Source organism: Nocardia veterana NBRC 100344, from assembly GCF_000308855.1.
GTDB lineage: Bacteria > Actinomycetota > Actinomycetes > Mycobacteriales > Mycobacteriaceae > Nocardia > Nocardia veterana.
Window position 1 is genome coordinate 1 of sequence record NZ_BAGM01000128.1, and the last position, 23,784, is coordinate 23,784.

A 23,784-nucleotide genomic window follows, 5' to 3' on the forward strand; every position below is an offset into this window, starting at 1 on the left:
AGCGGCTGCGCTGCCAGCGGGCAAACCGGTACTCAGCGCATTGATTACCAGTGGTAACAGCTGGTTCAAAGTCGATGGGCTTTCTCTTCCAGGCGACCCGACCCATCCGTTGCCCGACGATCAGCAGACCGAGAAGCTGAAAAAGGATGTGCAGGACCTGATACATCCGGATACGCTGAGGCGCCAATACTGCTTGGCGTCCGGATACTCACAAAACCATCCCGAAATAATATCCAGATTCGACACCCGGCCCCCGGGCCAACAGGGGGTATATCCGAATCAGCTACTCAGCTGGGATGCTGCAGCCAACGATCCGGGGCGGTTCTTCAATACATATGCAAGTATCAACGACCCCCAACTCGGCAAGTTCGACAACTTCTATGAGGATGGACTGCATGATAAATTCATAGGTAAACATCCCGTCGCTCCTCACCCTGGAGGCCCCCGGTGAGGATTCCGCGTCGAGTGCTAGCTTACATATTGGCCCCGTACTCGGCCGTAGCCCTAGCAGGCTGTGCGGGCAATCATGGGGAAGTTGAGAAAAATTCTCCGACAACTGCGGTTGAAGTCCCACAGGTCAACACTACATTCCAATGGATAGATTCTCCGGATCGCTTGCGCAATTCCGACGCGACATTCGTCCGCGCTTACGCAGAGTCGTATCTCGCACTCGCATATACCGGTAAAGCGGGTGCTGTTTATCCGGGATTCACCAGAGCGAATCGCGGGTTGATCGATCTACAGGAAGATAAGTTTCCTCCGTCGAAAAACGAGGTTCAGACGATTCGCTTGAAGATATTGCGAGTGAGTACGCTGAACGACGGTTCGGTAAGCGCCATCCTTTGCGACGGTGTAGTGCCGAGGGAACTCAATTATGTGCGTGACGGTAGCCCGCCGCCGGACAATCAGTCCGGGCCTGCCCGACGCCCGACGAAAGATGTGTTCGGCGACTGGCACGTCACCTGGTGGGGGCGATACAGCGACCAACCCAGCCCTGAATTCGCCGCCTGTGAGGGACTCGACCGGATCCAAGGAAGTGCGGCGAGACAAGATCAGCCGATCCCCGGCTGGCCGGGGGCTGCTTGATCAGTCCGGAAAGTCTTGGGTTGCTTGGATCATCGCGGTGAGTTCGCGGCGTAACCGGTCCGGTGGGCAGGGTTCGATGTGGAAATCGTTGAAGCGCCGGCGGTGGAGGTAGCGGCCGTCGTTTTCGACGTCGAACCAGCTCAGGTAGTGCGCGGGTTGGGGGCGGGGGGTGTGGAGGGCGCGGCGTAGTTCCACATGTCCGGAGCCGGCGCGTGGTGCGCGTAGGAGTGCACGCATGCGGTCGGTGGTGGTTTCCTGTGAACCAGTCCAGGATTCCAGGCTCAGGCGCACGCGTTCGATGCTTTCGACCAGTGCCGGGCGCTGTCCACCGGGGACGTTGCCGAGTACGGCCGCGAACACCTTCGCCACGATCGCCGGGGTGCCGACCTCCATCACCACGTTGCCGCCGAATTCGGCTGTCGGCCCGGGGCGTTGGACCACGGTGACTCCGATGCCGGACGCTACCGCGCCGAACGCTCGGAGCGGGCGCTTGCGGGTTCCGGTCAGCGCCAGGGTCGACTCGGGTGTGGCGGCCACGCGTAGCGCGGCCGATAGGTCGGGGTCAGCACCGAGCCGCAGACGGTCGCGCAGGTCGGATTGCAGCCGCTCGAATTCGTCGTCCCACCGCACCGACGACAGCAATTGCAGCGGAAACGGATACCGGTCCTGTCCGGTCTCCGTCCAGACATGCATGAACTCATCGGGCGTGAATTCCCATGTCACCGTGGGCCACCGCCCGTGCCCGGCGCCGGTTGCGCCGCGGGGATATCCGCTCCGATCGCGCCCGGAACCGCAGGGTCGATGGGCCCGATCAATTCGTCTTCGCGATCCCTGACCAGGTAGTCGGGAGTTCTGTGCTCGCGCTCGGCGTCGTCGGACTTTTTCGCCCCGGTACCACCCATGCCCGGCATGCCGTTCATTCCCGGCTTGCCCGATGCGGCGGCCGCAACGCCGACGGGAGCAGTAGGCGACGTGGTGTTACCGGGCATGCCCGGGATGGATCCGCCGCGCCCACCGGCACCCGAAGCGCTTCCGGGGCGACCGGAACCGGAGGAGAAGCCGGTTCCCGGGGTGTAGCCCGCTCCGGCCGCATCGAATCCTGCGGGGCGGGTGCCGGTCGCGGAGCCCGCGCTGGTCGCGTCCGGGAGCCGGCTACCGGCCGGGTTCTGCGACCCGTCGGCGGCCGCCACCGCTGACGGGTCGGTGCGCGGTGCGTCGGCGGGATTGCCGGACTCGCCCGATTCCGTGGTACTGCCCGGGTTTTCGTCCTTGCCGGGGCCGGTTGCGTTGGTTCCGTCCCCCGTCGTGCCCGGCCGGTTGATGCCGGGATTGCTACCACCGCTGTTGGGGTTGTCGTTACCGCCGTCGCCGGGCGCGCTGACCGGCACGAAGGTCGGAATACCCGCGCCCGCAGGCGGATACGACGGCTTGTAATGGTTGTTCATCGCATCCACTGCCGCCTGACGCAGCGCTTCGGCGCCCTTCTTGTAGGCGACGTCGATACTGTCGCTGTCGGAGGCGATTCCCGATATCTGGGCGGCGAGAGCCACCTGCATTCCCTGGACGACGTCGGGCATATCGTCGCTGTGCAACGGGCCCGCCGGCGGCGGCACCGTCATCTTGACGACCTCCGCCGCGTGCGCCGCGGCCTTCACCCGATGACCGCAGCTCGCGATGACATCCTGCACATCGTGGGCCTGTGTGTAGAACTTCTGCGCGGCGGCCAGCGCCGCATCGGCCATCTGCCCGTCGATCCCCTGCGCGAGTTCCTTCTGGATCGATATGTGCATCCCCAACAGGCCGCCACTGAGCTCGGTGGAGATCTTGATCCAGGTATCCGCGAGACTGTGCATCGCGCCGGGATTCATTTCCTGCGCATGCTGGTAGATCTCCGCATGCGGCACACCCTCGAACCGCTCCAACCGATTGATGTAGTCCGGGTCCGTACTCCGCCCCTGCATGCCGGACTGCATGAACTGCGCACCCTGCAGCTGATTCTGCGCCCGAATCGACGGAGTCCGGGTGTCCTGCTCACCGCGCTTGTCATCCGGACGCAATGCGGACAGGGCGGCCGGGTTCCAGTTGATATCGATCGATTTCGGATCGGCCATGATCAGTTGTCCTTGCCGATTTCTTTCTCGATATTGGAGGCGATGGTCATCGCCCTGTTGCAATCGACAGGGTCAGAGCTCCACGTGCCCGGCGACAAGGTGATCTGAACGAAGCCCACTTTGGTCTTCACGTCTACTTGACATTCGTCGGGCAGCTTCGGATTGTGAACCACCAGGGCGGGACGGTCATTGACTTTCGTCGGATTACTGTAGCTTCCAACCTTCTTCAGGTCGTCGTCCCACGAAACGTTTCCCGAGCTCACTGTCAATACCTCGGTATCCGAGGAAAATTCGCAGCTCAGAAAGCTGTATTCGGCAACCATGTCACCGCGGCGTTTACGAGTGCTCGGATCGAATCCGGATTTTCTGACCGTGTCATCGCCGATCCACGTGCAGGGATCGAAAACTACTTCCGAGCGCCCCTGTGTGGTGTACTGGTTATGCTGCGGAGGCGGTTGAAGTGCGCTCGCTGTCAAGGTCGGACGCGATGAAGGGGCCTTCGCCGCAGAGGTAGGGTTGCTCGTTGCTTGTCCGTCGGTTGCGTGCGTGCATCCGCTTATCGAGAAGACCACGGGTACACAGAGCGTCATCGCAGCAAGTGTCTTTCGCATTTTGGTCATGGCTTCCCTTGATCGATAGCGGCTTTGATCGCCCTCTTGTTATCGGCATCCGTGTCTGCGATCAGGTTTCCGGCTCGGAGGTAGGCGGCAGCCATTTTCAACGCGGCGTCCCGCATGCCGTTGAGAGCTTCGACCATATTTTCGGACTTCGTGCCGAAACCTTCTTGGAGTTGGCGTGCAGAGTCGAAGCCGCCGAAGCCTTCTATCCTGACCGATATCCGAGCTTCTCGGATCTGCGGCTCCAACGTCTCCTCCACGAATCGGGTGTACACACGGGCGCAGCGCTGCGCCGCATCCGCTTCGAGGCGGAACGTCCCCGAGACCGCCTGCTGCCACAGCCCGTTCGCCGTCGACATTCCTACGTCCACGCCGGCCCTCCCTACGCGCGATCCACCTACCTTACTGGACGCTCGGTCGGGTCGGACGGTTCCTTTCGTCGCTCCATCTGCGATGCAATCGCGCCGAAGATGCAATGCTTCCTGGCATTATGCGCAGATCCTATGGGATTCTAAATTGTTGGGGCAGTGCGGGTTTGCGCGGTGATGTGCTGAGGGGATCAATCGGACCTGACGGAGGCAGGCATGTCGGAGAACGGATCTACCTTGCCGCGGCGGCAGCTCGGGCGGTATCTGCGCAATGGGCGCGAGGAGTGCGGGCTGACGTTGCACGAGGCCGCGCAAATGATTCAGCGCAGTGCGAGCACCGTCCAGCGGATCGAGCAGGGCATGGTGGCTCATCTGCGCGAGGTGGACGTCGAGGCGCTGTGCAAGATCTACGGATTCGACGATGATCACGCCGCCGCCATGAAAGCCCTTGCAGTGCAAGGTAACGAGCGGAATTGGTGGTGCGAGTACGGCGATGTCATCCCGGAGAATTTCGAATTCTACGTAGGGCTGGAGGCTTCGGCGCAGCGGCTCGTGACCTATGAGCCCGAACTTGTACCGGGCCTGTTGCAGACGCCGGGGTATGCCGGCGCCATCTGCTCCGCAGCCCACCCGAACGAGCGTTCCGAGGAGCACGAACGGAGGGTGCGTTTGCGTATGCGCAGGCAGACCAGGGTTACACGCAAATATCAACCGGCGAGCCTGGACGTGATTCTGGGCGAGTCCGCGCTGCGGCGCGTCGTCGGCGGGCCGAAGGTGATGGCCGCCCAGCTCAAACACCTGGCCGACATGGGCACCCGCTCCAACATCGGCGTCCACATCTTGCCTGCCAGCGCGGGTTTCCCGCTCGGCCAAGCGGTTGGGCCGTTCGTCATCATGGAATTCGGGTCTTCTCGACAAGGCGATTATGTCGAGCCGCCGGTGGTGTACGTCGAGGGGTTCATGGGGGAGCTGTATCTCGAAAAACCGGATGCAGTGCAACGTTACAATCAGGCATACGAGGATCTACGGCGAAGCGTTCTGGATGCCGTGGCCAGCCGGGCGTTGCTTCGGCAGATCGCGAAGGAGTACGCGCTATGACAACCGATCTATCGAATGCGCGATGGTTCAAGAGTACGCGCAGCGACGGCTCCCGGAACTGCGTCGAAGTTGCCTTCCTCTCGAATAACGTTGTGGGAGTCCGTGACTCGAAAAATCCCACCGGCCCCGCCTTGACGTTCTCGGCCGCCGAGTGGGATGCCTTCACCGCCGGTGTCACCGCCGGCGAGTTCGCCTGACCCCTGCGCCTCGTCCGGCCGGAGCTCGCCGAAGCTCAGAACAGCGGGTCGTGGCGGATGTTGTCGCCGGGGGTTCCGGCCGCCATCAAGCGGAATTTGGTGGTCTGCACCGTGCTCGGGGAGCCGACGAGCTGTACGTCGCAGTCCGACCAGTCTCCGCTCTCGGCGACGATTCGGCCGATCTGCCCGGTGCGGCGGGGTTCGATGGCCGGGAGGTCCGCGGGGGGTTCGTCCGGGTTGTAGTACCACCAGGGGTTGTCGTCGCTTTCGGTGACCGGGGTGACGGTCAGCCAACGGTTGCCGACGGCGAGGGTGCTCAGCGTCGGTAGGTCGTAGAGGTCGCACGGGTGATGGACGCCGACGAACAGGTGCACCTTGGGATTCGATCGGCGCCGGCTCATGGCGAGCAGTTGCGCGCGCAGCGGGGCGATGCCGGTGCCGCAGCCGACCATCAACATCTTGCGGCGGGTATTGCGCGGCACTCCGAGGCCGCCCATCGGCGCGCCCAGCAACCACTGATCTCCGACGACGGTGCGCGACACCATCGCCGGGCTCACCCAGCCACCGCTCACGCTCCGGATGTGGAATTCGATCTCGCCCTGCGGATTGGACGGTATCGCCGGCGACAGATAGCGCCACATCCGCGGCCGTGCCGGTATCTGCACGCTGAGATACTGGCCTGCGGCATAGGCCATCGGCTGATCCAACTGCAATCGGACCACCGCCAGGTTGCAGAGCACCTCACGATGTTCGACCACGGTTCCGGTCCAGACCGGGGGTGTGGTCTCCTGTTCCGCCGCGCCGATCATCGTCTCGGCGATGAGCGCCAGCCCGGCATCCCAGGCCTGATCGACCTCGTCGGTCCACATTTCGGTGCCGGTGTGCGCCCGCAACGCGCATTTGAGCGAATGGCCCACCGCCGCATAATGTTCGGCGACGACACCGTATTTGCGGTGATCGCGGCCGAGTTGAGCGAGGAAGGGCAGGAGCCGTTCGGGTTCTTCCAGCCGATCCACGGCATAACCGATGGCCTTGACCAGCCGGTCGCGCTGCGCCTCCAAGGCGGCGGGAAAGAAGTCGCGAATATGGGGATGTTCGGTGAACAGAATGGCGTAGAAGGAGCGCGCGAGTTGTTCCGGGCCGCCCTCCTCCGCGGCAACCGCCTTGAACGTCGTTCTGATCAACGCGACGGTCCGCGAATCCATATGCCTCACAACCCCATTTCGCATTCGAACACGGGGACGGTTCGGCGAGCGAGGCGCCGCCGAACAGTCGAGAGCCGCCGATGAAAATCGAGTGTAGGCGAATTTGCCAGGCGCGTGATGCACTTGTGAAACAACAGCGGTGTAATTCGGGCGGACCGAGGTGAGCGGGTGTAAACCGCCCTTGAAACCGACCGAAAGATGGTGACACGCCATGTGTTTCGGCGTGTCGGAGGGCGGTTTGCATGACTCGTTTCGGAGCATGCACGTTTGCGGAGTGCATGCTGAGGCTCCGCCGAGCGGATTGCTCCGGCCCCGCCGACCCGAGCAGACCGTGAATTTCCGGGCCCGAATATGCGAACAGCGCCCCCGGAAATTCCGGGGGCGCTGCCGCTCTGTGTCTTCGGCCGAAACGACCGCCGCGGAGCAATCGCCTATCGGCGCTTGTTCCTGGGCTGCCATACCACCAACGCGGTACTGCGTTGCGGCGGAGCGAGATCGGGACGGTGTCCCGCTCGCAGGCGCTCGACCTCGGCGGCCAATTCGCCCACCCGCTGCTGCAGGGCCTCGACCTGGTTGGTCAATTCGATGATCCGTTTGATTCCGGCCAGGTTGACGCCCTCGTCCTGGGACAGTCGCTGCACCTCGCGCAGCAACTCCACATCCCGGGACGAATAGCGTCGGCCGCCGCCCGATGTTCGTTGCGGCGTAACCAGTCCCAGTCGGTCGTAGGTCCGCAGCGTCTGCGCGTGCATTCCCGCCAGCTGAGCCGCCACCGAGATCATGAAGTACTCGGTGCCGGATGCCCGATTCTTCGGATCACCGTCCATTACGCACCTGCCCAACCTGCACGCGGGTCGAACCCGCCGGCCTTCTCCGCCTCCGCATAACGCCGCAGCGCCTCGGCGGCTTCGTCGTCGAGCTTCGGCGGTACCGCGACCTTCACCGTGACCAGCAGATCACCGGCGCCGCCGCCGCGCTTGGGCACACCGCGCCCGCGCACTCGCAGCGTCCGGCCGTCGGCGGTGCCGGGTGGCACCTTCACTCCGACTCTACCTTCCAGCGTCGGCACGGAAACCGTTGTACCCAGCACCAATTCGCTGTAACTCACCGGCAGCACCAGGGTCAGGTCGTCGCCGTTGCGGCCGAAGACCTTGTCCTGGCTGACGTGCACGGTGACGTACAGGTCACCCGAGGGCGCGCCGCGCAGGCCCGCCTCGCCCTGACCGGCCAGCCGGATCCGCTGCCCGTCGCGCACCCCCGGCGGGATGCGGACGGTGATGGTGCGGGTCCGATTCTGGATACCGGTACCGCGGCAGTCCACGCAGGGATCGTCGATGATCGAGCCGGTGCCACGGCAGTCGTCGCAGGGTTCGCTGAACCCGAACGCGCCCTGGTTACGGCTGATCACGCCGGTTCCGTTGCAGTGCGGGCACACTCGCGGGCTGGTCCCCGGCTTGGCGCCGCTGCCGTGACAGGTCGTACACGGCGACGGGCTGGTCATCCGCAGCGGAACGGTGACGCCCTGGGCCGCCTCGCGGAAACCGAGGGTCGTCTCGGTTTCCACATCGCTGCCGCGACGCGGCCGCGAGGTGGTCCGCGTACCGCCGCGGTTGAACAGGCCGCCGAGGATGTCGCCCAGACCGCCGTCACCCGCCCCGGCGGCCGCGCCACCGAAGATGTCACCCAGGTTGAATTCGTTGGTGAAGCCACCACCGCCGGTGTAGCCGCCGCCCGGCGCGTAGCCGCCGCGGCCGAAACCGCCGCTGGCGAACAGGCGCCGAGCCTCGTCGTACTCCTTACGCTTCTCCGGATCGGCCAGCACGGCATGTGCCTCGCTGACCGCCTTGAAACGCTCCTCGGCCTTGGTATCGCCCGGATTCTTGTCCGGATGCAGATCCCGGGCCAGCTTGCGGTAGGCCTTCTTGATCTCGTCCTGGGACGCGCTGGAGGAAATACCCAGCTCTTTGTAGAAGTCCTTTTCCAGCCACTCCCGATTCACCGGGCATCTCCTCCTTTCGTGTCGTCGCGCGGAACAGCCGACGGGCGTGTGTTACTCGGCACCATCGGCGTCTCGGCCGGCATTCGTAGTCTCCGATGTCTCCATCAGATCCGCTACCCCATCGGTGACCCCGACCAGCGCATGGCGCAGGACGCGATCGCCGAAGCGGTAACCCTTGCGCATCACCACTCCGATCACCGGGTTGTGTCCCTCGCCCTCGTGCTGCACGGCCTCGTGCAGGGTCGGGTCGAAAGGTTCACCCTCGACACCGAATTCCTCGAGACCCTGCTTCTCCAGCGCGGAGGTGAGCTTGTCCGCGACCGACTTCAGCGGTCCGGAATCCAGATCACCATGGGCTCGGGCACGGTCCAGATCGTCGAGGACACCGAGCAGTTCGGTGACCACCGCCGCCTTGGCCGAATCGATGGCGGCCTTGCGGTCGCGATCGACACGGCGCCGATAGTTGGCGTATTCGGCGGTCAACCGCTGCAGATCCGCGGTGCGCTCCGACAATTCGGCGCTGATGCTGTCGGCGAGGGTGTCGCCCTCGGCGGACGAAGCGGAGGCCGAAGCTGTGTCTTTTTCGGCTGCGGCCTCGCTCGCATCATCCTGCGGAGCGGACGGTTTCCCGTCGGGATCGATCTTTCGGTTGTCGACGATGGTGACCGGCTCCTCTTGCGGATTCTTGTCGGTCACTTCTTCTCCGGCTCTTCCACGACCTCGGCATCGACCACGGTGTCGTCACCGGCGGACGCGTTGCCCGCGCCGTCGCCGGCCGCGCCACCCTCGGCGGCGGAGGCCTCGTAGATCGCCTGGCCCAGGGCCTGCGATTCGGTGGCCAACTTCTCCACGGCGGACTTCACCGCGGCGATGTCGGTGCCCTTCAGCGCCTCCTTGGCCTCGGAGATGGCAGCCTCGACCTTCTCCTTGGTCTCGGCCGGCACCTTGTCGGAGTTGTCGGCGATGAACTTCTCGGTCTGGTGGACCAGCGACTCCGCCTGGTTGCGGGTCTCCGCCTCCTCGCGACGCGCCTTGTCCTCGGCCGCGTGCGCCTCGGCGTCCTTGATCATCCGCTCGATCTCTTCCTTGGACAGGCCGGAGCCGTCCTGGATCTTGATCGTGTTCTCCTTGCCGGTGCCCTTGTCCTTCGCGGTGACGTGGACGATGCCGTTGGCGTCGATGTCGAAGGTGACCTCGATCTGCGGCACGCCACGCGGGGCCGGCGGGATGCCGGTCAGCTCGAAGGAGCCGAGCAGCTTGTTGTGCGAGGCGATTTCGCGCTCACCCTGGAAGACCTGGATCTGCACGGACGGCTGGTTGTCGTCGGCCGTGGTGAAGGTCTCCGACCGCTTGGTCGGGATGGTGGTGTTGCGCTCGATGAGCTTGGTCATCACGCCACCCTTGGTCTCGATGCCCAGCGACAGCGGGGTCACATCGAGCAGCAGGACGTCCTTGACCTCACCCTTGAGCACACCGGCCTGCAGGGCGGCGCCGACGGCGACGACCTCGTCCGGGTTCACGCCCTTGTTGGGCTCCTTGCCACCGGTCAGCTCGCGGACCAGATCGGTCACGGCGGGCATCCGGGTGGAACCACCGACGAGCACGACGTGGTCGATGTCCTTGACCGAGATACCGGCGTCCTTGATCACCGACTGGAACGGCGCGCGGGTGCGGTCCAGCAGATCGGAGGTGATCTTCTGGAACTCGGCGCGAGTCAGCTGCTCGTCGAGGAACAGCGGGTTCTTGTCCGCGTCGACGGTGATGTAGGGCAGGTTGATCGAGGTGCTCTGCGAGGAGCTCAGCTCGATCTTGGCCTTCTCGGCGGCCTCACGCAGCCGCTGCAGGGCCATCTTGTCCTTGGTCAGGTCGATGCCCGAGCTGGCCTTGAACTTGTCGACCAGCCAGGTGACGATGCGGTTGTCCCAGTCGTCACCACCGAGGTGGTTGTCACCGGAGGTGGCACGAACCTCGACGACGCCCTCGCCGATTTCCAGCAGCGAGACGTCGAAGGTGCCGCCACCGAGGTCGAAGACCAGGATGGTCTGCTCTTTGTCACCCTTGTCCAAGCCGTACGCCAGCGCGGCGGCGGTCGGCTCGTTGACGATGCGCAGGACGTTCAGACCCGCGATCTGGCCGGCCTCCTTGGTGGCCTGGCGCTGCGCGTCCTCGAAGTACGCGGGCACGGTGATCACCGCGTCGGTGATCTCCTCACCCAGGTAGGCCTCGGCATCGCGCTTCAGCTTCATCAGGGTACGGGCGCTGATCTCCTGCGCCGTGTACTTCTTGTCGTCGATCTCCACGGTCCAGTCCTCGCCCATGTGGCGCTTGACGGACTTGATGGTGCGATCGACGTTGGTGACGGCCTGGTTCTTGGCCGGCTGGCCGACCAGCACCTCGCCGTTCTTGGCGAAGGCGACGATCGACGGGGTGGTGCGCGATCCTTCGGAGTTGGCGACGACGACCGGCTCACCGCCTTCGAGAACAGCGATGACCGAGTTCGTGGTCCCGAGGTCGATACCGACCGCACGAGCCATAGTGGGTTCCTCCTAGGTGATGTAACTGTGGTGGTGCAGGATCGGGCCTGCTCGGCACGGGTTTCCGCGCCGATCGGACCTCGCCCCTGACACCGCACGGAGCACGGTCCTCAGCAATACTGAGCGTGGTCGGCTCAATCCTGCCCCCCGATTCCCTCGGAGTCAACCAGAGACTTGAGTCGCTTGCGCTCAACCTTGCGTCGATCAGCTCAACGAGCGGGGGAGGCGGTTCATTCCCGGCGGGACGAAAAATTTTCACGACTCGGCCGTGAGCGCGCGACGATCACCGCGCCGCGGCCGGCATGCGCACACGACCGGGCGTTTCGATTCCGCGAGCCTCAACCGGCGGCCGTGAGCACCTGATCGGCGAGCTTCTTGTCGAGGCTCACCCGGACCAGCGCGGCGGCCAATTCCGCGTCGTGACCGGAACGGCCCAGCCGATCCAGGCGCTTCGGGTCGGTCGGCAGATGCAGGAGGCCGGCGCCCTTGCGGGCCCGGTCGTCGAAATGCGGGCGCACCCAGGTCCAGACGTCCTGCACCTCCCGCAGGAAGATTTCGGCGCCGGTCGGGCCGATGCCCTTGAAGCGCTGCAGCGATCGGCTCAGCCGGTCCGGGTCCCGATCCGCTTCGGCGGCCAGTTTCCGCAGGTCACCCTGGTAGCGGTCGAGCAGTAGCGACGCGTTCTCGCCCAGCCGGGTGGCGGTCGATTCGTCGTAGCGGCGATAGTGGGCGCGACCGAGCGCGTCGACGAGGTCCTGCCAATCGGCGGCGGCTATCCGCTGCGGGGTGCGATAGCCGCTCTTGTTCAGCTCGTGCGCGGCGGCGACCGCGATCTCGGCGGAGATACGAGTACTCAACAGCTGCGCCAGGACGAGCAGCTGGAACAGCGGGGCCGGTTTGTCGGCGAGGGTGATCCCGGCCTCGGCCGCGAAGGTGGTGCCCGCTCGATCCAGCAGCTCCCGGGCGATCCGGTCCTCGTTCGCACTCATCACGACACCCCGCTTCTCGTCGGCTCCCACTCATGTGCGGGCTAACCCCTGCCGCGCGAGCGAAACCCGGCCGGCGCACAACGGGTCGTCACTGCTGGGATTTGTAGACCGCCAGCGGCTCGCCGGACGGCGCTACCACGAGGTGGCCGCTGCGGGCGCCGTCGGTGAAGATCATGATCGCCGGCGGGTGGTCGGGGGCGGAGGTGTCGCGCCCGATGCTCAGATGATCGACCTTCGTCTGCGGTGAGCCGACGGTCAGCGGAGCGCCGGCCAGCAGGGCCGCCAATTTCGGCACGTCGATCGTGGCGAGGTCGATCGGCTCCAGTTTCGGATCCCGGCTGCTGGTCGTCCAGGTATCGAATTCGCCCTTGTAGGTAGCCCTTTCGGAGGTCGACGGCGCTCCCGGCCGGGGTCGCTCGATCGAGGCCGTCTCGGGATTCAGGCTCACGCTGTCGGCGAGCAGGTCGCCGTAGTGCCGGTGGTAATCGGCGAGGAATCGCTCGATGCCCGCCGGGGTGGTCAGATCCGGTGGGGTGTGATCGGCGAGCGGGCCGTCCGCGCTGTTCACCCAGCCGCAGCCCATCCCGAGCAGGAAGGCCGCCGCGACGGCGCCGCCCGCCACCAACAGCCGCCGGGACCGGCGGCGACGCGCGGGTCGCACGACGGGAGCATCGACCAGATTGGCCGGAATCTGCAGATCACCGATGACCTCGTCCACCTCGGCGAAGGTGCGGGCGCGCATGGCCGCGGCCGTGCGCCGGGCATGCTCGGATTCGGACAGCTGGCCGTCGTCACGGGCGGCGTCCAACAGCGCACACGCGTCGACCCGGTCCGTATCGCGCACGCGCAGACCGCTTTTCGCGCCACCCGAGGCGGCACCGGGGCGGCGGGAGGTCGCCGAATCGAAAGTCTCCATCGCTGTCCCTAATTGTGGAACGGATAGGCGCGGATCAACTCGCCCGCGGGCGTGGCCTCGAGGTGGCCACTCTCGTTGAACGAATTCCCGACGTAGATGCTGATCGTCGGCACATCGGTGATGGTGTCGATCCCCATCCCGATCTGATTCACGGTGCCGCCCGGCACCTTCAGCAACGGCTCGGCCCGCGCGATCAGATCGCCGAGCGCGGCGGTGTTCACCGCGGCCAGGTCGAAGATCGGCTTGTCGGCCATCCGGGTCGTGACTGCCGTCGAGGCCGTGAACCCGCCGCGGTAGAGATAGTCGGCCACTCGATTCGGCTGTCGTGCGGAGGTGCGATCGACGGACGCGTGATCGGGGAACAGCGACAGATTGTCGACGGTGGTGTCCCCGAATTTCGTCCGATAGTCGCTGCGGAACTTCTCGAAGCCGGCCACCGTGGTGAGGTCCGGTGTCTCGATCACCATGGGGCGCACCGCCTGCGGCGCCGCGGCCACCACCGGAGCGGGCTCCGGCGCGACCCGATGCGTCAGCAGATAGCCGCCGACCGCCGCGGCCACCACGCCCAGCGCCACCGCTCCCGCGAACCAGGCCCCGCGGCTCGCGGTCCGGGCGCGTGGATCGATCGGCGCCTCGGCGGGGCGTTGCAGGTCCGCGGTCAATTCGGCCAGATCGCCCAGGGTTTCGGCCGCCGCGGTCAGATCGGTGAGGGCCCGATGCTCCTCCGGCGTGAGCTGGCCGTCCCCGAGCGCGGTATCGAGGGCCCGGCACGTTTCGGCGCGGTCGGCGTCGCGGGCTCGGATATGCGGCGGATAGCGCCCCGCCCGGGGGGCCGGGGTCGGTGGCTGTTGCCATTGCGCGCCGCCCGCCGGTGGTTGCAGGTCGCCGACCAGATTCCGCAATTCGCCGACGGTCTTCGCGGCGGCGGCCCGGTCGGATCGGTCGTGATATTCGTCGGCGCCCAGCTGGCCCTCGTCGAAGGCGGCGTCGAGCAGGGTGCGCGCTCGAACTCGGTCCAGATCGCGGGCCCGCATATTCCCGGGTGCGGGCGTACCCGGCATTCCGGAACCGGATGACCTCACCCCTGGATGGTAGCGATCCGCATCCACATCCGTGGGGTACGCGTGAATACCGGAATCGACGGGCCCGGACGCGATGGAACACCGGCTGTGGACCTCGTCCGTCGGCGTTCCTCCGCAATCCGGCCGAATCGGGCGATCGTGCGCGGTACCGTGCGGATATGAAGGCCGTGGTGTGTTCGGAAGGCAAGCTGGAGGTCGCGGATGTCCCGGCGCCGAAGCCCGGGCCCGGCCAGCTGGTGATCTCGGTGTCGAGGTGCGGAATCTGCGGTTCCGATCTGCACGCCCGCAGGCACTGCGACGAATTGGCCGACCTGGCGGCGGCCACCGGCTACCGCAATTTCATGCGCTCACATCAACGGGTGGTGCTCGGCCACGAATTCTGCGGGGAGATAGTCGAATACGGTCCCGACTGCCGCAAGCGCTGGCGGCCGGGCACCCGGGTCGTGGCGCTGCCCATCGTGCGCAACGGGCGAGAACCGGAACTCACCGGCCTGTCCGAGCGGGCGCCCGGCGGCTACGCCGAGCAGGTGGTGGTTCAGGAGTCCATGACCTTCCCCGTGCCCAACGGGCTGGCCACCGACCATGCGGCCCTGACCGAGCCGATGGCCGTCGCCTGGCATGCGGTGCGCAAGGGCCGGGTGGGCCGCAACCAACCCGCCTTCGTCGTGGGATGCGGGCCGATCGGCCTGGCGGTCATCGCGATGCTGCGCGCCGCGGGCGTGAAGAACATTGTCGCCAGCGACTTTTCACCCCGTCGCCGTGAACTTGCCCGCCGGTGCGGCGCCAATGTGGTGGTCGATCCGAATCTGGAATCGCCGTGGACCGCCAATCCGGCGAAGGGCCGGATCTCCGGCGTCACCGATATTCTCAATCTCGGTTTCGACACCATGACACGGCTGCGCTCGATCCCGAAACTGCCGTGGTGGTATCTGTTCCGCCTCGCGCACAGCCTGGACGCGGCGCCGACCGGCCCGGTGGTGTTCGAATGTGTCGGCGTGCCCGGCATCATCGACCAACTCCTCACGGAGGCCCCGCCGCTGACCCGCATCGTGGTGGTCGGGGTGTGTATGGAGACCGACCGTTTCCGCCCCGCGATGGCGATCAACAAGGAGATCGAGCTGCGGTTCGCCTTCGGCTACGACCCGGGCGAATTCCGCGACACCCTGCACATGATCGCCGACGGCAAAGTCGACCCGGCCCCACTGATCACCGGCACCGTCGACCTGGCGGGCGTCGACAACGCCTTCACCGCGCTGGGCAATCCGGAGGACCACGCGAAGATCCTGGTGGACCCGGCGAGTTCGCTGATCCACGTGTGATCGGCCCGCCGAGAGCGGCGGTCCTACCGATCGAGCAGCGAAAACCGCCCGGACTCCAGCAGTTTCGCGATCGCATCCAGGCGGGCCGGCGGCAGGGCGTAATCGGGGTGGGCGCGCAGCACCGAGGCGGCGTCGTGCAGACCGATCATCTGCGCCTCGGCCTGCTCCGCGGTGCGACCGCCCGGTGACACCGGATGCGCGGCCAGACCGGGCCGGGCGACCGCGACCCGGCCGCGATCGAGCGCGGGCCGCACCCGGCGCGCACAGCGGCACGGTGCGGCCGGATTCGCCACCCCGCAGGTGGCGTTCAGGAAGTTACCGAGCCGAGTTCTGGCTCGCTCCAGACGTTTTCGATACGTCGCCGCCTCGATGCCGAGCACCCACGCCGCCTCGGACGAGGTCAGCTCGAAGACATCGGCGAGCACGAAGGCCACCCGCTCGTCCCGGGCGAGGCATTGCAGCATCGCCTGACTACAGACGAGCCGGACCTCGCGCGTGAGCACCGTCGCCTCGGGGCCCCGGTAGTCCTGTTCGGCCAATCCGTCGAGCAGATCGGCGCCGAAGCCGTCGAAGTCGAGCCGCGCCGCCTCCTGCGGACTGCGCCGCCGCAGGTTGAGCAGGTAGTTGACGCCGATGCGGTAGGCCCACGTGGTCAGCTTCGCTTCGCCGCGCCAGCTCGCCAGATTGCCGACGACCCGCAGCAGGATCTCCTGCACCGCGTCCTCGGCGTCGGCCGGAGTACCGACCATCCGCAACGCCAAGCGGTACAACGGATCCTGCAGCGACCGCACCACCTCGGTGACGGCGGTGCGATCACCGGCCACGGCACGCTCGACCAGGGCGGTCTCGGCCGCGCGGTCGTCGGTGGGGTCGGCGGTCACCGACCCATCCTGGCCCGGGCACGGACGTCACCGCAAGGTCATCGATGTGCTAGGCCGGCCCGCGGATCGGTGAGCCGCGATCGGCGCAGCCAGCTCGCGACGGCCGCGCCGATCGCGTCCGGACGGTCCTCCGGCGCGTGGTGTCCGGCCGGGCCGATGCCGACGACCTCGACGGCGGCGAAGGTGTTGCGCGCCCACTCGACGGCCTCGCCCGAACCGAGGCCGACGCCGTTGTCCACAGCCATCACCAGCTTGGGGATATCCGGGGTCGTGGCCATCCAGCGGCCGTAGCTCTCGACGACGGCGGTCACGTCGGCCGGGGCGCCGTCGAACGGAATCTCCCTCGGCCACACCAACATCGGGCGGCGCGACTCCGGGGTCGGATAGGGCGCGCGGTAGACGTCCAGATCCTCCGGCGTCAGACTGCGGGCACCGAACGGCAGATTGAATTCGATGAACATGTTGTCCTGCAGGATCATTCGCTCCCCCTCCGGCGAACGGAACCGGCGGAACAGCTCGGCGCCCTGTTCCGGCATCTCCGACCAGCGCAGCGGGCGCAGGAAGGTCTCCAGCACCGCGACGCCGCGGACCCGGTCGGCATGCCGGGCGGCCCAATCCATGGCGAGCGCACCACCCCAGTCGTGCCCGACCAGCACCACCTCGCCCAAGTCGAGGGCGTCGAACCAGGCGTCCAGATAGCGGGCGTGATCGGCGAAGCGATAGGCGATATCCGGCTTACCCGACTCCCCCATGCCGATCAGGTCCGGAGCCAGCACCCGGGTCAGCGGGTCGACGTGCGGAATCACCTTGCGCCACAGATACGAGGAGGTCGGATTGCCGTGCAGGAAGACCACCGGAACCGGACCGGCGCCGCTGTCGCGGTAGTTGAGGAAGGAATCGAGAGTCACGACGGTAGGCATGGGATGTCCTCGGATTGTCGTCCGACCGATGGTTTTCGGCCCTTACATCCGGATTCGACACATCCCGGGCGGGCTTGTGACCGACGGTGGTTGTGATGTGCGGCACAGTTGCCGTCGGCCGCGACCAGCGAGCCGGGTCGGAAGCTTCGCGATGCCCTCAGTGGGAACGCGGGGGTTGCACGCGACTCATCGGGGTCGTCTCCGGTTCCCGCAGTTGATCGACAATGCCCTCGGCGCTGCGAGCCGCGGTCAGGCAGGCCTCGGCGGTGAAGCGATCGGCCAGCGGATGGCGGGCCCGGGACCGCCACTTGCGCACCGCCGCGATCGCGTGCGCCTGGAGTTCGCCGGCCGGAGCGCCGGGCGGCAGGCCCAGCCGCAGATGCGGGGCCACCCCGGAACCCCCGACCAGCCGATACAGCTCGGTGATGTCGTCGGCGGGCAGCGGCAGTTCGTCGGTGCGCAACCGGCCGAGCAGCCGCAGCTCGGCGAATCCGTGCACATCCGCCAACAGGCTGTGGATCTGTGGGAGCAGATCGTCGGCCCGGGTTCCCGGATGGGCCGACACGATCCGCGCCACCGCGGTCAGCGCCGAATGCGCTTTCAGCTGATCCGCGCGCTGCGCGAACTGCACCTCCAGCACCGTGCGCAGTTCCTCCACACCACTGCGCTCGGCCAGTTCCCGGGCCAGCGTGGCGGAATCGCGGACGCCGAGCCGAATCAGGGTCACCGCCATGCGAATACCGAACAGGCCGAATCGGGCCGCCAGATGAGCGCGCAGCTCCGCCGGCACCGGCAGGCGCACCTCCGGGGAGGCGAACCGGTCGGCCGACAACAGCGCGACGCTCAGATCGTCGACGGCGACCCCGGCCAGGGCTTCGAAGGCGTCGAATTCGCGTTGGCGCAAGGTCGCCGCGGCGAAGGCCAGCAGACCCGCCACCGGAACCACGGCCTGGCACAGGCCCGTTCGTTCCAGCTCGGTGGCGAAACGCGCGGACACCTCACGAGCCGAATGCAGGGCGTCGATCCGGCCAGCGCCGATCTCGTCGGCCCGCGACACCACGCCGATCACCCCGAGCGGACCCGAATTCCCCTGCTGTGCCGAACCTCCGATGCGTTCGAGGAAACCGATATCGGCCGCGTCCAGGCGGCGCAGCAGATACACCACCGCGTCGGCCTCGGGCACGGTCACGGCCGCCTCCCGATCGGGCGTGAGCAGGCGTGCGGTGCGCAGCGACACCTCCCGCGACAGCGACGAGGTGCCCGGCGTATCGACGATGGTCGTGCGGGCCAGTGTGTCGGCCGGCCACTGCACGTCCAGATGGTCGACCTCGTGGCGCCCCGCGGCGTTCCAGCGCAGCGCGGACAGGTCGAAGCTCAGGCCGTGCGCGCCGGGCAGACCGTCCGCGCCGGGTGTGCGCCGCACCACGACATCGGCTCGGGCGCCGTCGGTGGCCAGCGCGGTCACCCGCGGCGCCGAACCGTGGCGGTACCAGGTGACCATGCGCGTGCATTCGGTGGCATCCGTCGGGGCGATGTCCTGACCGACCAGCGCATTGAGCAGCGTCGACTTCCCCGCTTTGAGCTGACCGGCGAGGGCGACGCGCAGCGGCTGATCGAGGCGGCGGGCACAATCGGCCAGCATCACCGCCGGGCGCGACCGCGGCGCGAACGCCTGCCGGGCAGCCGCGACCAACCGGCGCGCTTCGCCCACGATGCCCGGCGTCTGGTCGCTGACCTGGTAACTCACGCGTAGACCGTACCCGAGCACGCGGGGGACCCCGGCGCCGATCGGGGAGCTAGGACTGCGCCCCGCGCGCATGACGCCCGGACGGCCCCGGCGGCGGCAGCATCGCGTCGGCGTGGCGCCGCAGTTCGGCCACCACCCGCAGCTGGCGTTCCAGTTCGGCGGCGCGTTCGTTGCGCTGTGCGCTCGCCACTCCGGCGGCGTCCTGGGCGGCCTGCAGCGAATCGTTGATCGAGCGCAGGCTGCGATCGGCGATACCGGTGAAATGGTCGCGCAGAATGCGGTGGATGCGATGCAGGCGGTCGCGGGACTCCTTGCTCGCCTCGAAACTCACATCGTCGAGATAGCGGCGCACCGCCATCTTCGCCTCGCTGCGGCGGCGGGCCAGGCGCTCGCGCTTGTCGTCGCGGAAGGCTTTGCCGCCCAGCAACATACCCGCGCCGAGCGATACCGGATTGATCAATGCCAGCCCGGCGACCGTACTCGCCAGACCGACCATCACCATGCCCCCGTACGAACCGCGCATCCCGACCAGCAGTTTGTGACCGATGCCGAGGTCCGGCTCCAGGTCGGCGAGTGTCACCGCCGCCACCCGAGAGCTCTCCGGCGACGACCCGGTCCGCACCGCGGGCAGATCCACCGACCCGAACTCCAGGAAATGCTCGGCCACCCGCTCGGCCAGATGGATGGCCCGGTGATGCGTCCACAGCAGGTTGTCGCCGATCGCGGTATCGGTGGTGTGCATCAGCCACTGCTCCAGCTGATCCCACAGCCGGCCCGGATCGTTCTCGTCGATCCACTCCTCCGCGGTTCTTCCGATGGCGCGCAATCGGTCTCGTAGATCGTGATCGACGTCGCCGGCCAAATCGGTGATCCCGTCGCCGAGCGTCTGCTGCCAGGCCGCGGTGCGACGGTGCAAATCCTCCGCCTGCGCCTTGGCCGTCCGCAGTTCGCGAATGGCGGCGGCCCCGCGTTCCGGATCCCGCAGCGCCACCAGCTCACTGCTCAGCGCCAGCGCGAGATGCTCTGCCGCCGAGGAGATATCGAGGGCCACCGCACGGTGCGCGGCATCTCTGTCCCGCGCCACCACCTGCTCGCGCAGGAAGTCGAACAGCACCCCGAAACCGGATTCGCGGCCCAGCTGCTGATCCTGCAGCCGCATCGCATGCGCACGCAGCACCGACGAGACCGCAATGATGGGCAGGGCCAGCCGATTTCGCTCCAGATGCGCCTGATCGGCCTGCATGACCTGACGCCAGTGCGGATACAGGTCGACCTTGCTGAGCACCAGCGCCACCGCCGGGCACAGTTCGCGGACCTGACGCAGGAACTCGACCTCCGGCTCGGTCAATTCGGTGGAGGCATCCGAGAGCACCAGCACCGCATCGGCGGCCGGGGCCAGCGCGAGGACCGCCGCCGCGCTGGCCGTGGCATGCCCGCCGACCGGCGGTGTATCGATCACCACGATGCCGTCGGCCAGCAGCGGATTCGGCAGTTCGATCTCCACCCGAGCCACCCGGCCGTGCGGCGACTGCGCGGTGACGGTGTGGATATCGCTGAGCGGCACCGATACTCGCCGCCCGTCCCGGTCGTCACCGGAGGTGGCGGTGACGACCGTCTCCGCACGCGGTTGCGGCCCGTGGGAGAGCACGATGGGCACCGTGGTCGTCGCATCGTCACCGACCGGGCTGATCTCCAGGTTCAGCAGGGCGTTGACGAATTGACTCTTCCCCTGATTGCCCAGCCCGGCCACCACGATCCGGCGCCGGGGATCGCGAATCCGGTCGGCCAGCACCTCCAGCCGGCCGACCAGATCGTTGCGATCGGCGGTGCGGGCGGCGGTGACGGTTTCGGCGAGTATCCGCAACAGCGGCGTCGCCGGCGCCGCGGCGGCATTGTTCGCCGCTACCACACTGCTCATTGTCGTTGCTCCCCAACCTTTTTCCTGATCGGAACCGGACCGTACCCGGTCAGTGCAGCAGACCGCCGGTGATGTCACCCGAGGCATGGGTGTCGGTGACCGAGGCGGCGTGGCCGGAGGCGTCGCCGAACAGGCTCGAATCGGCGTGGGTGCCGCTGTCGAGACCACCGGTCAGCGAGCCGTTACCACCGGCGGCCAGGGTGCTGTCGATACCGCTGTGCGCGGTACCGCCGAGGGCACTGTCCACTCCACCGCCGATTCCCGTACTGCCGACACCGGACAGGTCGGTTCCCACGCCCGACCCGAAGGCGTGCGAGACGTCCACACCGGACCAGGTTCCGGCGGTCGACGAATGCAGGTCACCACCGGTGTGCAGGGCCGAATCGGTCGAACCCGACAGCGAGGAGGACAGATCGGAACCGGAATGCAGGCCCGAATCCGCCGCACCCGACAACGAGGAGGACAGATCGCCCGTGGAGTGCAGGCCAGAGGAGGCGGCACCGGAGAGCGAGGTCGACAGATCGCCCGCGCTGTGCGCCCCCGCGTCGGCGGTACCCGTCAGCGAGGTCGACAGATCGTCGGCACCGTGCACACCGGTGTTCGCGGCGCCGGACAACGAGGTTCCGAGGTCGCCGGCGGTGTGCGCGCCCGTGGCGGCCGTACCGGACAGCGAAGTCGCGAGGTCGCCGAGGCCGTGGGCACCGGCGTCCGCCGCGCCCGGCACCGAGGCGCCCAGGTTCCCGGACAACGAGGTGGCCAGATCACCGCCGCCGTGCACACCGGTGTTCGCGGCGCCGGAGAGAGTGGTCCCCAGCCCGCCGGCGGTCTGCGCGGCGGTCCCGGTGAGGTCGGCGCCGGTGTGCAGTCCACTTTCGAGTCCGGCCTGCGCGGACGAGGACAACCCGGTCTCCAGCCCGGTGGCCGCATGCCCCGCCAGACCGAACGAGTTGTCGACACCGGCGGACAGTCCGGAGTTCACGCCCGTGGCAGCCGAAGCACCCAACGCCGACCCGGCGGTACCCGCCAGCCCTGCCGCGGCATTGGCCGCACCGCCGAGCGAGCCACCCAGTCCCGCACCGGCATTGGCCGCGCCGCTCAGGGCGCCGGCCGTTCCGGCAGCGGCATTCGCCGCACCCCCGAGCGAACCACCCAGTCCCGCACCGGCATTGGCCGCAGCACCCAGCAAACCACCCAGTCCCGCAGCGGTATTCATCGCGGCGTCGATGCCGCTCTGCAGCCCGCCACCGGCCTGCGCCGCGCCACTCAGTGCACCGCCGAGGTCACCGGCTGCTTGGCCGCCCGCGGTCGCGCCACCCTGAACCGCGCCGCCCAGCGCACCGCCCAGACCGGCACCGGCATCGGCCGCACCACCCAGACCCGCGTTCACCGCGCCGCCGAGACCACTCTCGAGACCGGCACCGGCGTTCGCCGCACCGCCCGGGCCCGCGTCGGCGGCACCGGTGAGGGCGCCACCGAGCCCGGCCGCAGCCTCCGCGCCACCGTTCAAACCCGCGCCCAGATCAGCGCCCGCATTCGCGGCGCCACCCAGCGCGCCGCCGAGATCCGCACCGAGACCCGACGCCGCACCCGCAGCACCGGACAAACCGCCTTCCAGCCCCGCCCCGGCATCGGCCGCACCGCCCAGCGCGCCCCCGATATTCGTACCCAGATCGGTCGCGCCACCCGCAGCGCCGGACAGCCCGCCCGCGAGACCCGTCCCCAGTTCACCACCGGTATTCACGGCACCGCCCAGCGCCCCGCCGAGGCCGGCACCCAGCCCGGAAGCCGCATCGGCGGCACCCGAGAGCCCACCTTCGAGCCCGGCACCGGCGTTCACCGCGCCGCCCAGCGCCCCACCGAGGCCGGCACCTGCTTCGGCAGCACCACCGAGCGCCCCACCCAAACCAGCACCGGCCTCAGCAACACCACCCAACGCCGCACCGAGACCGGCACCCACACCGGCGCCCGCCTCGGCCACGCCGCCCAGCGCGCCGCCCAGTTCCGCACCGAGACCGGCGCCCGCTGCCGCGACGCCGTTCAGAGCGCCGTTGAGTCCGGCCTCGAGACCCGCCGATGCGCCGGCGATACCGCTTGCGGCGGAGCTGATTCCGGTGTCGAGGCCGGTGTTGATCCCGGTCGACAGGTCGGCTCCGGCCGCGGCGACGGCATCGGCCGCGCCTTCGATTCCGGCGGACAGACCGAGGTCCGCGCCGCCCGTGCCGCCCAGGGCGCCGCCGAGGCCCACCGCGATTCCGGACAGCGCGCCCAGGCCGGCGGTGAGGCCGGTCGCTGCGCCCGCACCCACCGATGCGGCGGCACCCAGACCGGCGGACAGGCCCGCACCGAGGTCGGCGCCCAGACCCGCGCCCGCTTCGATCCCGGTCTCGCCGCCGAGGGCGGCACCGGCACCGAGGTTCGCCTCGGTGATCGCGCCGGCTTCCCCGCCCAGCGCACCGCCGACACCACCGCCGACGCCGGCCGCACCGCCCAGCCCCCCGGTGGCTGCCCCACCGCCGCCGGCCGCCACGATCGCGGCCAGCTGGGAGCCGCCCGCCACGAGCGCGGATTCGGCGACCATCGGCGCGACGGCGGCGATGTCCTCCGGCGTCACCGCTTCCAGTCCGGCCGCGCACAGCGATTCGGTCGGGTTGGCGCAGTAACCGACGGCGGCCTCGTGGTCGCGCAGCAGGTTGAGGATGAATTCGAGAATGGCGTTGGGGGTCATCGCAGATCGTCTCCTGGATCGGCGGACCATCGTCGATCCGCAGCAGTCGAATTGCCTTTCACGCTAAGACCG

21 protein-coding genes are annotated in these 23,784 nt (G+C 67.8%); 4 read left to right on the top strand and 17 right to left on the bottom strand.

What is annotated here, in order from left to right; all coding sequences use genetic code 11:
* Positions 1–451 (top strand): hypothetical protein (locus tag ON37_RS33115; protein ID WP_157171574.1); only part of this gene is annotated, 451 nt, incomplete at its 5' end.
* A 635-nt stretch (positions 452–1,086) separates the two neighbouring features.
* Here the strand turns inward: ON37_RS33115 and ON37_RS24815 are convergent.
* From ON37_RS24815 to ON37_RS31175, 4 genes are read right to left on the bottom strand one after another with little or no spacing between them, the layout of a single operon-like run.
* Entirely contained in the window at positions 1,087–1,809 is a 723-nt protein-coding gene (locus ON37_RS24815; RefSeq protein ID WP_051032007.1) for an ESX secretion-associated protein EspG, read from the bottom strand.
* Entirely contained in the window at positions 1,806–3,197 is a 1,392-nt protein-coding gene (locus tag ON37_RS24820) for a hypothetical protein (protein WP_040722728.1), read from the bottom strand. Before ON37_RS24820 ends, ON37_RS24815 begins: the two co-directional genes overlap by 4 nt.
* 2 nt (positions 3,198–3,199) lie before the next feature.
* Positions 3,200–3,817: a DUF3558 domain-containing protein gene (locus ON37_RS31990; protein ID WP_083893259.1), complete on the bottom strand. Its 618-nt coding sequence runs from the start codon at positions 3,815–3,817 to the stop codon at positions 3,200–3,202.
* On the bottom strand, positions 3,814–4,185 hold the full coding sequence (locus tag ON37_RS31175) for a hypothetical protein (protein WP_157171575.1): 372 nt from the start codon (positions 4,183–4,185) through the stop codon (positions 3,814–3,816). Before ON37_RS31175 ends, ON37_RS31990 begins: the two co-directional genes overlap by 4 nt.
* 213 nt (positions 4,186–4,398) lie before the next feature.
* Here ON37_RS31175 and ON37_RS24835 point away from each other — a divergent pair, with 213 nt between their 5' ends.
* Together ON37_RS24835 and ON37_RS24840 are read left to right on the top strand one after the other, a co-directional pair.
* A complete protein-coding gene (locus tag ON37_RS24835; protein WP_040722730.1) occupies positions 4,399–5,280 on the top strand; it encodes a helix-turn-helix domain-containing protein in 882 nt (293 codons plus the stop codon).
* Positions 5,277–5,477, top strand: a complete 201-nt coding sequence (locus ON37_RS24840) for a DUF397 domain-containing protein (RefSeq protein ID WP_040722731.1) — start codon at positions 5,277–5,279, stop codon at positions 5,475–5,477. Before ON37_RS24835 ends, ON37_RS24840 begins: the two co-directional genes overlap by 4 nt.
* 35 nt (positions 5,478–5,512) lie before the next feature.
* Here ON37_RS24840 and ON37_RS24845 read toward each other — a convergent pair whose 3' ends face one another.
* The 8 genes from ON37_RS24845 to ON37_RS24880 form a co-directional block, all read right to left on the bottom strand.
* Positions 5,513–6,682, bottom strand: coding sequence for a globin domain-containing protein (locus ON37_RS24845; protein WP_040722732.1), 1,170 nt, complete (start codon positions 6,680–6,682; stop codon positions 5,513–5,515).
* Positions 6,683–7,113: 431 nt separating this feature from the next.
* Positions 7,114–7,509 carry a heat shock protein transcriptional repressor HspR gene (locus tag ON37_RS24850; protein WP_040722734.1) on the bottom strand — a complete coding sequence of 132 codons (396 nt, stop codon included), beginning with the start codon at positions 7,507–7,509 and terminating at the stop codon, positions 7,114–7,116.
* Positions 7,509–8,681 (bottom strand): molecular chaperone DnaJ, encoded by a 1,173-nt coding sequence (gene dnaJ / locus ON37_RS24855; protein ID WP_040722735.1) that lies wholly within the window; start codon positions 8,679–8,681, stop codon positions 7,509–7,511. Before dnaJ ends, ON37_RS24850 begins: the two co-directional genes overlap by 1 nt.
* A 51-nt stretch (positions 8,682–8,732) precedes the next feature.
* On the bottom strand, positions 8,733–9,377 hold the full coding sequence (gene grpE / locus ON37_RS24860; RefSeq protein ID WP_040722736.1) for a nucleotide exchange factor GrpE: 645 nt from the start codon (positions 9,375–9,377) through the stop codon (positions 8,733–8,735).
* A complete protein-coding gene (dnaK, locus tag ON37_RS24865) occupies positions 9,374–11,215 on the bottom strand; it encodes a molecular chaperone DnaK (protein ID WP_040722737.1) in 1,842 nt (613 codons plus the stop codon). The genes grpE and dnaK overlap by 4 nt, the downstream gene beginning before the upstream one ends.
* Before the next feature lie 338 nt (positions 11,216–11,553).
* A complete protein-coding gene (locus tag ON37_RS24870) occupies positions 11,554–12,204 on the bottom strand; it encodes an HhH-GDP family DNA glycosylase (RefSeq protein WP_040722745.1) in 651 nt (216 codons plus the stop codon).
* A gap of 88 nt (positions 12,205–12,292) precedes the next feature.
* Positions 12,293–13,120: a DUF1707 domain-containing protein gene (locus ON37_RS24875; RefSeq protein ID WP_051032009.1), complete on the bottom strand. Its 828-nt coding sequence runs from the start codon at positions 13,118–13,120 to the stop codon at positions 12,293–12,295.
* 8 nt (positions 13,121–13,128) lie between these two features.
* Positions 13,129–14,202 (bottom strand): DUF1707 SHOCT-like domain-containing protein, encoded by a 1,074-nt coding sequence (locus ON37_RS24880; RefSeq protein ID WP_157171576.1) that lies wholly within the window; start codon positions 14,200–14,202, stop codon positions 13,129–13,131.
* Between the two features lie 158 nt (positions 14,203–14,360).
* On the opposite strand from ON37_RS24880, the gene ON37_RS24885 reads away from it, so the two are divergent.
* Complete coding sequence (locus tag ON37_RS24885) at positions 14,361–15,521, top strand: zinc-binding dehydrogenase (protein WP_040722738.1); 1,161 nt, start codon at positions 14,361–14,363, stop codon at positions 15,519–15,521.
* Between the two features lie 23 nt (positions 15,522–15,544).
* Here ON37_RS24885 and ON37_RS24890 read toward each other — a convergent pair whose 3' ends face one another.
* The 5 genes from ON37_RS24890 to ON37_RS24910 form a co-directional block, all read right to left on the bottom strand.
* The gene (locus tag ON37_RS24890; RefSeq protein ID WP_040722740.1) at positions 15,545–16,402 is read right to left on the bottom strand and encodes an RNA polymerase sigma factor; all 858 of its coding nucleotides are present in this window, start codon (positions 16,400–16,402) and stop codon (positions 15,545–15,547) included.
* 38 nt (positions 16,403–16,440) lie between these two features.
* Complete coding sequence (locus ON37_RS24895; RefSeq protein WP_040722741.1) at positions 16,441–17,322, bottom strand: haloalkane dehalogenase; 882 nt, start codon at positions 17,320–17,322, stop codon at positions 16,441–16,443.
* 157 nt (positions 17,323–17,479) lie between these two features.
* On the bottom strand, positions 17,480–19,069 hold the full coding sequence (locus ON37_RS24900; RefSeq protein ID WP_245553447.1) for a dynamin family protein: 1,590 nt from the start codon (positions 19,067–19,069) through the stop codon (positions 17,480–17,482).
* 49 nt (positions 19,070–19,118) lie between these two features.
* Complete coding sequence (locus ON37_RS24905) at positions 19,119–20,987, bottom strand: dynamin family protein (RefSeq protein ID WP_040722742.1); 1,869 nt, start codon at positions 20,985–20,987, stop codon at positions 19,119–19,121.
* 49 nt (positions 20,988–21,036) lie between these two features.
* Complete coding sequence (locus tag ON37_RS24910; RefSeq protein WP_051032010.1) at positions 21,037–23,712, bottom strand: IniB N-terminal domain-containing protein; 2,676 nt, start codon at positions 23,710–23,712, stop codon at positions 21,037–21,039.
* Between the last annotated feature and the right edge of the window lie 72 nt (positions 23,713–23,784).